This is a genomic window from Pseudomonas sp. URMO17WK12:I7 (assembly GCF_003269045.1).
Taxonomy (GTDB): Bacteria; Pseudomonadota; Gammaproteobacteria; order Pseudomonadales; family Pseudomonadaceae; genus Aquipseudomonas; species Aquipseudomonas putida_J.
Map to the genome: position 1 here is coordinate 118,766 of NZ_QLTL01000002.1, position 12,181 is coordinate 130,946.

Here is a 12,181-nt window from a genome sequence, read left to right on the forward strand (position 1 = left end):
ATGAGTGAAGAGATCCTGATCAACATCACGCCGATGGAGTCGCGTGTGGCGGTGGTGGAAAACGGGGTGCTGCAGGAAGTGCATGTGGAGCGCACCCAACGCCGCGGCATCGTCGGCAATATCTACAAGGGCAAGGTGGTGCGAGTGCTGCCGGGCATGCAGGCGGCGTTTGTCGACATCGGCCTGGAGCGCGCGGCGTTCATCCATGCGTCGGAAATCTCCCAGCGCGAAGGCTCGGCAGTGGAGAACATCACCGCACTGGTGCATGAGGGCCAGGCCCTGGTGGTGCAGGTGACCAAGGACCCGATCGGAACCAAGGGCGCACGCCTTACCACGCAGCTGTCGATTCCCTCCCGTTACCTGGTGTACATGCCACGCAGCAGCCATGTCGGCATCTCGCTGAAGATCGAAGACGAAGCCGAACGCGAACGCCTCAAGCAGGTGGTCAGCGACTGCATGGACAGCGAGAACATCAAGGACGCCGGTGGCTTCATTCTGCGTACCGCTGCCGAGGGCGCGCGGGCCGAAGAAATCCTCCAGGACATCCGCTACCTGCGACGCCTGTGGGAGCAGATCGGCAGCCAGATCCAGACCTGCGGCGCGCCGACAGTCATTTATGAAGACCTTGGCCTGGCCCTGCGTACGCTGCGCGACCTGGTCAACCCGAAGATCGAGAAGATCCGCATCGACTCGCGGGAAACCTTCCAGAAAACCACGCAGTTTGTCGCCGAACTGATGCCGGAAATCGCCGATCGCCTGGAGCACTACCCTGGGGAGAGGCCAATTTTCGACCTTTATGGGGTCGAGGACGAAATCCAGCGCGCCCTGGAGCGCAAGGTGCCGCTCAAGTCCGGTGGCTACCTGGTGGTCGACCCGGCCGAGGCGATGACCACCATCGACGTCAACACGGGGGCATTTGTCGGCCACCGCAACCTCGAAGAAACCATCTTCAAGACCAACCTCGAAGCCGCCACGGCAATCGCCCGGCAGCTGCGCCTTCGCAACATCGGCGGGATCATCATCATCGACTTCATCGACATGGAAGACGAAGAACACCAGCGCCAGGTGCTGCGGACCCTGGAAAAGCAGCTGGAACGCGATCACGCCAAGACCAACATCATTGGCATCACTGAGCTGGGCCTGGTGCAGATGACCCGCAAACGCACCCGTGAAAGCCTTGAACAAGTGCTCTGCGAACCCTGCGTCGCCTGCCAGGGCCGCGGCAAGCTGAAAACCCCGGAAACCATCTGTTACGAGATCTTCCGCGAAATCCTCCGCGAGGCCCGTGCCTACCAAGCTGAAGGTTACCGTGTGCTGGCCAACCAGAAAGTGGTCGATCGCCTGCTGGACGAGGAGTCCGGCAACGTTGCCGAACTGGAGGCCTTCATTGGCCGAACCATTCGCTTCCAGGTCGAGTCGATGTATTCGCAGGAACAATATGATGTGGTGCTGCTCTGAGGCATTCTGATACCCACCCAAGAAGGTACTGGCTGGCAAATTCGGCACGTCGGGCCATCATGGATAAACGACCTGGAGGGCCATGGCCATGGGACGTCTGAACCGCGTTCTTGTTGCCTTGACCCGCTGGGGGCTGGGCATCTGCGCCTTGCTCGCTGTGCTGGTGGCGTTGTACGTCAGCCTTGGCCGCGAACTGGTGCCACTGGTGGCCGAATACCGTGCCGACGTCGAAAGCAAAGCTGAACAGGCACTGGGCCTGCCTGTGCATGTTGGGGCCCTGGAAGGACGTTGGAGTGGCTTGGCGCCGTTATTGCGCGTACGCGACCTGCAACTGGGTGAAGGCGCATCGGCCTTGCGCCTGGATGAGGTCAAGGTGGTGCCCGACCTCTGGGCCAGCTTGACCGCCCGTGAAGTTCGCCTGGCGCGCATCGAGCTCAGCGGCCTGCAGCTGATTTTGCGGGAAGACGAGCAGGGTGGCTGGGCCCTTGAAGGGCTGCCGAAAAAGGACGATGCGCCGCTGGACCCCGCCGAAGTGTTGCAGCGTCTGCGCCAATTGGGCCGCATCGATGTGTTCGACAGCCAGGTAACCCTGCAGCCCTGGCAGCGTGACCCGCTGACCCTCACCTATGTCAGCGTCGGTTTGCAGGCGGGTGCATCGCGTCAGGCCCTGGACCTGCATGCGACCTTGCCCGACGGCCAGCCGCTGGCGGTCAGCCTGCGCAGTCGGGCAACCGCCAAGGACTGGCGCGACGGTGAAGTCGAGGCCTACCTGAGCCTGCCACAAAGCGACTGGGCGCGATGGTTGCCGCCTCGGGTGCTGGGCCAGTGGCGGGCTGAAGCGCTGAAGGCCGGTGGTGAATTCTGGGTCGACTGGCGCAAAGGCCAGTTGCAGCAGGCGGTAGTCCGCCTCAATGCCCCACAATTGCGAGGAGCCTACGCTGAGCGCAAGGCTGCGGCTTTGGATAATCTCGCCCTGGCTGCGTGGTTCCAGCGCCGCGATGAGGGCTTCGATGTGGTGGTGGACTCACTCGCCGCGAGCATCGGCAAGGCACGCTGGGAATCGCACCTGCAAGTGAAGCAGCGCCAGGGTGATGACCCGGCGGGTGAAACCTGGCAAGTTCAGGCCGACCGCCTTGACCTCACCCCGTTGACCCCAGTGATCAACGCACTGGCCCCCTTGCCGGACAAGCTCATGACCGTGGTCGATGCGCTGAAGGTCACCGGGGCGCTGCGCAACGTTCGCCTGGAAGCACGGCCAAAAGCCGAGGGCGACCAGCGACTGCAGTTCGCCGCCAACCTGGAGAAGGTCGGTTTCGACGCCTATCACGGCGCACCGGCGGCCGGCAATGTGAGTGGCAGTATCAGTGGCGACCTCGGGCATGGCGAATTGCGCCTGGATACGGACGCGTTCATGCTGCATCTGTATCCGATCTTCGCCAAACCCTGGCAGTACCAGAAGGCCAATGCGCGGCTGACCTGGACGCTCGACCAACACGGCTTCACCCTCATCGCCCCCTACCTCAAGGTGCTGGGCGAAGAAGGCAAGATTGCTGGCGATTTCCTGATTCGCCTGCTGTTCGACGAAGGCGCCGAAAGCTACATGGACCTACGCGTCGGCCTGACCGAAGGCGATGGCCGCTACACCGCCAAGTACCTGCCCGAAGTGCTGAGCCCGGCACTCGACGAGTGGCTGCGCAGCGCTATCGTCAAAGGTAACGTCGACCAGGGCTACTTCCAGTACCAGGGCTCGTTGAACCACAACGCCACGCCGGAGGCTCGCAGCATCAGCCTGTTCTTCAAGGTTCACGATGCCGCGCTGGACTTCCAGCCAGGCTGGCCGCAAGTGCAGCAAGTGGATGGCGATGTACTGATCGAGGACAGCGGCGTACGCATCAAGGCACGCACGGGCCTGCTGCTCGACACCAAGGTCAGCGACGTCAGTGTGAACATTCCCCATGTCGACAACGGCCAGCACAGTCACCTGTACCTGGACGGTGATTTCGACGGCAGCCTTGGCGATGGTCTGAAAATTCTCAAGGAAGCACCGATCGGCACTGGCGAGATCTTTGCCGGCTGGGACGGCGAGGGGCCCCTCAAGGGCAAATTAAAGCTCGACGTCCCCCTGGCCCACGGCGAGCAGCCGAAAGTGCTGGTGGACTTCGCCACTGCCGATGCACACCTGAAGATAGCTCCGCCTAGCCTGGACCTGACGCGCCTGAAGGGCGACTTCAGCTTCGATCTCGACAAGGGGCTGAGCGGCAAGAACATCAGCCTGCAGGTGTTCGGCAAACCGGTCACTGCGCAGATCAGCGCCGACGGCCAGCCGGGGCAGATGCAGACGCGCATCAATGCCAGCGGCCAGGCTTCGCTGAAGTCCCTGACCGACTGGCTGCAGTTCAAGCAGACCTTGCCCGCCGTTGGCGATATCCCGTACCAGTTGCAGGTCAATCTGGGCAGCCGCGATAACAGCTTGAATGTCAGCTCTACGCTCAAGGGCCTGGCCATCGACCTGCCGGCGCCATTCGGCAAGGCGGCGGGGGAAACCCGTGACAGCCGTTTCAGCATGAGCCTGCAAGGGCCTGAGCGGCGTTTTGATGCGTCTTACGCTGATTTGGCCCGTTTCGCCTACGCCGCGCCGGCCGACAAGCTGGGCCAGGGCCGCGGCGAGTTGCTGCTCGGCCCTGGCCAGGCACAATTGCCAGCGGGCCAGGGGTTGCGGGTGAAAGGGCGGCTGGAAAGCCTGGACCTGGGGCCTTGGCAGGAGCAGGCCGCACGTTTTGCCGGTGACGACCCCGGTGGCAATGCCCGGCAGAACCTGCAGAGTGTCGACTTGAGCATCGGCCAGCTGAAAGCCTTCGGCATGGCCCTGAACCAGGCCGTGGTGCGCCTGGCCCGTGGCGGCTCGGCCTGGGATCTGCGCCTGGACAGCAGGGAAGTCATCGGCAACGCACGCGTGCCCGATGCCAAGGCTGCGCCAATGACGGTGCGCCTGCAGACCCTGCGCCTGCCGCCTGCCGACCCGGCTGAAACACAATCGGAAGAAGGTCCCGATCCGTTGGCCTCCTTCGACCCGCGCAAGGTGCCGGCCCTGGACCTGAGCATTGACAAGCTGTACCGCGGCGACGAGCTGTTCGGAAACGCCGCGCTGAAACTTCGCCCGACCGCACGGGGTGTGGCAGCACAGGACATCGACCTCGATTTCAAAGGCCTGCATGTCGATGGCAGTGGCGGTTGGGAAGGCGAAACCGGGGCTACCAGCAGTTGGTACAAAGGCCGGCTCGATGGCAAGAACCTCGCCGATGTGCTCAAGGCCTGGGGCTTCGCCCCGACGGTGACCAGTCGCGATTTCCGCCTGGATGTCGACGGCCGTTGGCCTGGTTCGCCCGCCTGGGTCGGCCTCAAGCACTTCTCTGGCAGCATGGATGCTGCCTTGCGCAGCGGCCAGTTTGTCGAAGTGGAGGGTGGCGCCCAGGCCCTGCGTGTATTTGGCCTGCTCAACTTCAACTCGATCGGCCGGCGCCTGCGCCTGGACTTCTCCGACCTGTTCGACAAGGGGCTGGCCTACGACCGGGTCAAGGGCCTGCTGGTGGCCAGCAATGGCGTATACGTAACCCGCGAGCCGATCACAGTGACCGGGCCGTCGAGCAACTTCGAACTCGACGGCACCCTGGACCTGGTGCGCGATCGGGTCGCTGCCAACCTCCAGGTGACCCTGCCGGTCACCAACAACCTGCCACTGGCTGCGCTGATCGTCGGTGCGCCAGCGGTCGGTGGTGCGCTGTTCCTGGTCGACCGGTTGATTGGTGACCGGGTGTCGCGTTTCGCCAGCGTCCACTATCGCGTCGAGGGGCCGGTGAAAGAGCCTAAAATCACCTTTGTGAAACCATTCGATAAGTAACTTCGGGAGTGCCCATGAAGGCAGCGGTCATCCAGATGGTCAGCCAGGACGATGTGCTGGCCAACCTGCACCGTGCCGGCGCCCTGCTCGAACAGGCGGCCTTGGGCGGTGCGCGGCTGGCGGTGTTGCCGGAAAACTTCGCGGCAATGGGGCGCAAGGATGCCGCCGCCATCGGCCGCGCCGAAGCCTTGGGCGACGGCCCGATCCTGCCATGGTTGAAACGTACTGCACGCGACCTCAGGTTATGGATGGTTGCCGGTACCTTGCCCTTGCCACCGCAAGGCCAGCCTGAAGCCAAGGCGCATGCCTGTTCGCTGCTCGTCGACGAACACGGCGAAGTGGTAGCGCGCTACGACAAGCTGCATCTGTTCGACGTGGATGTGGCCGACAACCGTGGCCGCTATCGCGAGTCTGATGACTATGCCCATGGTGCCCAGGTGGTGGTGGCCGATACGCCAGTGGGGCGCCTGGGGCTCAGCGTGTGTTACGACCTGCGCTTCCCCGAGCTGTACAGCGCCTTGCGCAGCGCAGGCGCGGAACTGATCACGGCACCGGCCGCCTTTACTGCGGTCACAGGAGCAGCGCATTGGGAAGTGCTGATCCGTGCCCGGGCCATCGAGACCCAGTGCTACGTACTGGCAGCGGCTCAGGGCGGAACACATCCAGGCCCGCGGGAAACCCACGGGCATGCGGCGATCATCGACCCTTGGGGGCGGATCGTCGCTGAACAGGCGCAAGGCGAAGCGGTATTGCTTGCCGAGCGCGACATTGATGAACAGGCGTCCATCCGGGCGCGCATGCCGGTCACCACGCACCGGCGCTTTTTCTCGCAGGACGCCTTGCGGCCTGCGCACACCTCGGAGTGACTATGAGCCAGATGTTATCCACCGTCAGCGAGCAGCTCCTGGCCCCGGGCGGACTCACCCTCGACAGCCTGCAGAGCGTGCTGGGCGAACTGGCCGGCCCTGGCATCGACGCCGCCGACCTGTATTTCCAGGGCCAGATTTCGGAAACCTGGGCGCTGGAGGACGGCATCGTCAAAGAGGGCAGCTTCAACCTTGACCAGGGCGTGGGTGTGCGTGCCCAGTCCGGCGAGAAGACGGGCTTCGCCTACAGCAATGCGATCAACCTCGAGGCGCTGACCTCGGCGGCCCGTGCGGCCCGCTCGATTTCCCGCGCCGGCCAGAACGGCACGGTGCAGGCCTTCCGCAGCCAGGACGTGACGGCGCTGTACGCGCCGGACAACCCGCTGGACGTGCTCAGCCGTGCCGAGAAGGTCGAGCTGCTCAAGCGTGTCGATGCAGCCACCCGTGCCCTCGACCCACGTATCCAGCAGGTCAGCGTAAGCATGGCCGGGGTCTGGGAGCGCATCCTGATTGCCGCCGCCGACGGTAGCCTGGCCGCCGATGTGCGCCCGCTGGTGCGTTTCAACGTCAGCGTCATCGTCGAACACAATGGCCGTCGCGAGCGCGGCGGGCAGGGCGGTGGCGGGCGTACCGACTACCGCTTCTTCACTGAAGAACGCGTCATGGGCTATGCCCGCGAAGCGTTGCGCCAGGCGCTGGTCAACCTCGAAGCTATCCCCGCTCCGGCCGGCACTTTACCGGTGGTGCTGGGTTCCGGCTGGTCGGGTGTGTTGCTGCACGAAGCGGTGGGCCATGGCCTGGAAGGCGACTTCAACCGCAAGGGCAGCTCGGCGTTCAGTGGCCGGATCGGCCAGAAGGTTGCCTCCAGCCTGTGCACCATCGTCGATGACGGTACCCTTGAAGGTCGCCGCGGCTCGTTGAGTGTCGATGACGAAGGTACGCCGACCGAATGCACCACGCTGATCGAGAACGGCATCCTCAAGGGCTACATGCAGGACAAGCTCAATGCGCGCCTGATGGGCATGGCGGTTACCGGCAATGGTCGTCGCGAGTCTTATGCGCACCTGCCGATGCCGCGCATGACCAACACCTACATGCTTGCCGGCGAAAGCGACCCACAAGAAATCATCGCCTCGGTGAAGAAGGGCATCTATTGCGCCAACCTCGGCGGTGGCCAGGTCGATATCACCAGTGGCAAGTTCGTGTTTTCGACCAGCGAAGCCTACTTGATCGAAGACGGCAAGATCACGGCCCCCGTCAAAGGCGCGACCTTGATCGGCAACGGGCCTGAGGCAATGAGCCGGGTGTCGATGGTCGGTAACGACCTGGCGCTGGACAGTGGTGTGGGAACGTGCGGCAAGGATGGGCAATCGGTGCCGGTAGGCGTTGGGCAGCCGACCTTGAAGCTGGACGCGATTACCGTGGGCGGTACTGGCGCTTGATGATGCGCGCTGCCTGTAGGAGCGGCCTCGTGTCGCGAAGGGGCCGCCAAGCGGCCCCAGGGTTTCAGCGATCCTGCAGAAATAGCTGGGGCTGCTACGCAGCCCAATCGCGACGCAAGGGCGCTCCTACAAGAGCACCGCGCCAGGCTTCAGCGCAGGCCGCGCTGCATCTCGTCGAGGTCGCGGATGTACTTGAACACCTTGCGCGCAGCGGCAGGTGGTTTGTTCCGCGCCTTTTCGTGCTGGGCATGACGGATCAGCGAGCGCAGCTGCTGGCGATCGGTCTCGGGGTATTCGTTGACGAAACGCTCGAGGTCTTCGTCGTTACCGTCGATCAGGCGGTCGCGCCAGCGCTCCAGGTTGTGGAAGCGCTCGTTGTACTGGCGGCTGGAGCTGTCGATCTGCTCAAGCACGGCGTGGATGGCGTCCAGGTCCTGGTCGCGCATCAGCTTGCCGACGAACGACATGTGGCGTTTGCGTGCGCCATGGGCGGTGTGCTTGCTGGCGTCGGCCAGGGCCTTGCGCAGCTCGTCGGTGAGCGGCAGGCGCGCCAGGGTGTCGGCCTTGACCGTGGTCAGGCGCTCGCCAAGTTCGACCAGCGCATGCAGCTCGCGCTTGATCTGGGTTTTGCTTTTTTCGCCGTCGAAGGCGTCGTCGTATGAATCAACCATGGTGGCAGTCCGCTAGAAATCGCCGCCATGATAACCAGTCGGGGGCCGCTTGTCCGGCCCGGTCGTAGAATGACCCTCGCCGTACGCAGAATTTGAGTGGAGAAAACCATGAGTGCAGTCCAGAGCGTAGGCCCCAAGGACCTGCCAGCGTTGCAGGAGCAGGTCGAAGCGATCATTGCAGAAGCCCGCAAGCAAGGCGCCAGTGCCTGCGAAGTGGCGGTATCGCTGGAGCAGGGCCTGTCCACCACGGTGCGTCAGCGCGAGGTCGAGACGGTCGAGTTCAACCGCGACCAAGGCTTTGGCATCACCCTCTATGTCGGCCAGCGCAAGGGTTCGGCCAGTACCTCGGCCAGTGGCCCTGAGGCTATCCGCGAAACCGTGGCCGCCGCTTTGGCGATTGCCAAGCACACGTCCGAGGACGAATGCTCGGGCCTGGCTGACGCCGCGCTGATGGCCCGCGAGATCCCCGACCTCGACCTGTATCACGACTGGGACATCGAGCCGGAGAAAGCCATCGAGATGGCGCTGGCCTGTGAGGCGGCGGCGTTCGACGCCGACAAGCGCATCCTCAATGCCGATGGCACCACCCTGAATACTCACCAAGGTTGCCGCGTGTACGGTAACAGCCACGGCTTCATCGGTGGCTACGCCTCGACCCGGCATAGCCTGAGCTGCGTGATGATCGCCGAAGGCGATGGCCAGATGCAGCGTGACTACTGGTATGACGTGAACCGCCAGGGCAACCTGCTGGCCGACCCGCGCAGCATTGGCGTGCGCGCCGCGCAGCGTGCCGCCAGCCGACTGGGTGCGCGGCCGGTACCGACCTGCGAAGTGCCAGTACTGTTCTCCGCCGAGCTGGCCGGTGGCCTGTTCGGCAGCTTCCTGTCGGCTATCTCGGGGGGCAACCTGTACCGTAAATCGTCGTTCCTCGACGGTGCCATCGGCCAGCGTCTGTTCCCGTCCTGGTTGACCCTCGACGAGCGCCCGCACATTCCGCGAGCACTGGGCAGCGCTGCATTCGACGGTGACGGCCTGGCGACCTACGCCAAGCCGTTCGTCGACAAAGGCGAGCTGGTGTCATACCTGCTGGGCACCTATTCCGGGCGCAAGCTGGGCCTGCCGAGCACCGCCAACGCTGGCGGTGTGCACAACTTGTATGTCACCCATGGCGTCGAAGACCAGGCGGCGCTGATCCGGCGCATGGGCCGTGGTCTGCTGGTAACCGAGTTGATGGGCCATGGCCTGAACATGGTGACCGGCGATTACTCGCGCGGTGCGGCGGGCTTCTGGGTCGAGAATGGCGAGATCCAGCATGCAGTGCAGGAAGTGACCATTGCCGGCAACATGAAGGATATGTTCCAGCAAATTGTCGCGATTGGCAGTGATCTTGAGACCCGAAGCAATATCCACACGGGCTCGGTTCTGATCGAGCGGATGACTGTCGCTGGCAGTTGATAGCCGCCAAAATTGCTCCGTGACATTGAAACCCGGCCATCGCGCCGGGTTTTTCTTTCATCGTTGAACACTTGAAGTGATTCTGTTTATCACTTAATAATGAATATCATTATCCAGTAACCCGGCGATGATGTTCATGAAACCCGTCCTCCGCGAACTTCCCTACCTGGAAAACTGGCGCTGGCTCAGCCGGCGCATTCGCTGCGCCCTCGAGCCCGAAGAGCCGCGTCTGATCGAGCACTACCTGGCCGAAGGCCGTTACCTGGTGTGCTGCACTGAAACCTCGCCATGGACTGTGGCGCTGACTTCCTTCCGCCTGCTGCTGGATACCGCCTGCGACCGCATGTTGCCGTGGCACTGGCGCTGCCTGTGCCTGGATCAGGCCTGGCGCCCACTGCTCGACCTGCGCAACCTCGATCGCCGCGAGCAGAACCAGCGCTGGCAGCCTTATGCCTTGCAGCTGGCCAACTGCCGGCTGCTGCCGTCGATTTCTCCCGATGAACTGATGCAAGGATTTGAAGATGAGTGATACCCGTATCGAGCGTGACAGCATGGGCGAGCTGCAGGTGCCGGCCAAGGCCCTGTATGGCGCCCAGACCCAGCGCGCGGTCGACAACTTCCCGATCAGCGGTCAGCGCATGCCGGTCCAGTTCATCCGCGCCCTGTTGCTGGCCAAGGCCGCTGCGGCGAAGGCCAACATCGAACTGGAGCAACTGTCGGCAGGGCAGGGCCAGGCGATCGTCAAGGCAGTCGAGCAGCTGTTGGCCGAAGATTTCATCGAGCATTTCCCGGTGGATGTGTTCCAGACCGGTTCTGGCACCAGTTCGAACATGAACGCCAACGAAGTGATCGCCACCCTGGCCAGCCGCATCCTTGGCGAGCCGGTCAATGCCAACGACCACGTCAACTGTGGCCAGAGCAGCAACGACATCATCCCGACCACCATCCACGTGAGTGCCGCCCTGGCCCTGCATGAGCAACTGTTACCGGCGCTGAGCCATCTGGTGCAGGTGATCGAGGCCAAGTCGGCGCAGGTGCATCACCATGTGAAAACCGGCCGCACCCACCTGATGGATGCCATGCCGGTACGCATGAGCCAGGTGCTCGATGGCTGGGCCGCGCAGGTCAACGGCGCCAAGGCGCATATCCAGGCAACCCTGCCGAGCCTGCAGGCGCTGGCCCAGGGTGGAACCGCCGTAGGTACCGGGATCAACGCCCATCCCCAGTTCGCTGCGGGTTTCGCGCGCCAGTTGAGCGGCCTTACCAAGGTCGAGTTTACCCCTGGCCATAACCTGTTCGCCCTGATCGGTTCCCAGGACACTGCCGTGGCACTGTCTGGTCAGCTCAAGACCACCGCCGTGGCGCTGATGAAGATTGCCAACGACCTGCGCTGGATGAACTCGGGCCCCTTGGCCGGCCTGGGCGAAATCGAGCTGCAGGGCCTGCAACCGGGGTCGTCGATCATGCCGGGCAAGGTCAACCCGGTGATTCCGGAAGCCACCGCCATGGTCGCCGCCCAGGTGATCGGCAACGACGCCACCATCGCGGTGGCCGGCCAGTCGGGCAACTTCGAACTGAACGTGATGCTGCCGGTGATCGCCCGCAACCTGCTGGAGAGCATCGAGCTGATGGCCAATGTCAGCCGCCTGCTGGCCGACAAGGCCATTGCCAGCTTCAAGGTCAACGAAGGCAAGCTCAAGGAAGCCTTGGCCCGCAACCCGATCCTGGTCACCGCGCTGAACCCGATCATCGGCTACCTCAAGGCCGCTGAAATCGCCAAGACCGCTTACCAGCAGGGACGCCCGATCATCGATGTGGCACTGGAGCACACCGACCTGTCACGTGATCAGCTCGAGGTGCTGCTGAATCCGGAAAAACTCACTGCCGGCGGCATCTGACAAGCCGTAGCGCCCAGAGGGAGCAACGTCATGCAGCACTGGAAACGCACAACCGAGGCGGCCAACCGCCTGTTCGAGCAGGGCGAGCTGGTCGATGCCCGGGAACACTATCTGCAAGCCCTGGCCTTGGCCCAGGTGCTGTTCGAGCGCTGGCATGACGTCGATGAAGCGGTGGCTGCGCTGGTCATCGCCCATCACAACCTGGCCGACCTGCACCTGCGTCTGAACCAGCCGCATGAGAGCGCCGACTACCTGTGTGCCGCTCATCAGCGATTGCTTCAGGCCAGCCAGGAAGCACGTTTGCCACAGACGCTGCGTGACGCAGCGCTGCGCCACAGCGGGCGCACCTACACCGAACTGCTGAGTTTCATCGCCGAGTACGGCCAGTACCCACGTACCGAGCGCCTGCTCAACCGCCACGGCGCCGGGGTCAGCGAACTTGCTGGCCAGCCAGACGTGGCGCCCAGTACACATGCCTACGGAATCCATTGAT

At 63.6% G+C, this 12,181-nt stretch carries 9 protein-coding genes; 8 read left to right on the forward strand and 1 reads right to left on the reverse strand.

Annotation, left to right across the window (positions count from 1 at the left end):
* The 4 genes from rng (at position 1) to tldD (ending at position 7,664) form a co-directional block, all read left to right on the forward strand.
* Positions 1 to 1,458 carry a ribonuclease G gene (gene rng, locus H040_RS02720; protein ID WP_027920229.1) on the forward strand — a complete coding sequence of 486 codons (1,458 nt, stop codon included), beginning with the start codon at positions 1 to 3 and terminating at the stop codon, positions 1,456 to 1,458.
* Between the two features lie 82 nt (positions 1,459 to 1,540).
* The gene (locus H040_RS02725) at positions 1,541 to 5,356 is read left to right on the forward strand and encodes a YhdP family protein (RefSeq protein ID WP_033696513.1); all 3,816 of its coding nucleotides are present in this window, start codon (positions 1,541 to 1,543) and stop codon (positions 5,354 to 5,356) included.
* Between the two features lie 14 nt (positions 5,357 to 5,370).
* On the forward strand, positions 5,371 to 6,222 hold the full coding sequence (locus tag H040_RS02730) for a carbon-nitrogen hydrolase family protein (RefSeq protein ID WP_027920227.1): 852 nt from the start codon (positions 5,371 to 5,373) through the stop codon (positions 6,220 to 6,222).
* Positions 6,223 to 6,224: 2 nt separating this feature from the next.
* Positions 6,225 to 7,664, forward strand: a complete 1,440-nt coding sequence (gene tldD / locus H040_RS02735) for a metalloprotease TldD (RefSeq protein WP_027920226.1) — start codon at positions 6,225 to 6,227, stop codon at positions 7,662 to 7,664.
* A gap of 149 nt (positions 7,665 to 7,813) precedes the next feature.
* Here tldD and yjgA read toward each other — a convergent pair whose 3' ends face one another.
* Positions 7,814 to 8,335 carry a ribosome biogenesis factor YjgA gene (gene yjgA / locus H040_RS02740; protein ID WP_027920225.1) on the reverse strand — a complete coding sequence of 174 codons (522 nt, stop codon included), beginning with the start codon at positions 8,333 to 8,335 and terminating at the stop codon, positions 7,814 to 7,816.
* A gap of 108 nt (positions 8,336 to 8,443) precedes the next feature.
* Between yjgA and pmbA the strand changes: the two genes are divergently transcribed.
* From pmbA to H040_RS02760, 4 genes are all read left to right on the forward strand, one after another.
* Complete coding sequence (gene pmbA / locus H040_RS02745; protein WP_027920224.1) at positions 8,444 to 9,790, forward strand: metalloprotease PmbA; 1,347 nt, start codon at positions 8,444 to 8,446, stop codon at positions 9,788 to 9,790.
* Between the two features lie 127 nt (positions 9,791 to 9,917).
* Positions 9,918 to 10,319, forward strand: coding sequence for a hypothetical protein (locus H040_RS02750; protein WP_027920223.1), 402 nt, complete (start codon positions 9,918 to 9,920; stop codon positions 10,317 to 10,319).
* Positions 10,312 to 11,688 (forward strand): class II fumarate hydratase, encoded by a 1,377-nt coding sequence (locus H040_RS02755; protein WP_027920222.1) that lies wholly within the window; start codon positions 10,312 to 10,314, stop codon positions 11,686 to 11,688. Before H040_RS02750 ends, H040_RS02755 begins: the two co-directional genes overlap by 8 nt.
* 30 nt (positions 11,689 to 11,718) lie before the next feature.
* Complete coding sequence (locus H040_RS02760; RefSeq protein WP_027920221.1) at positions 11,719 to 12,180, forward strand: hypothetical protein; 462 nt, start codon at positions 11,719 to 11,721, stop codon at positions 12,178 to 12,180.
* The last annotated feature ends 1 nt before the right edge of the window (position 12,181 follow it).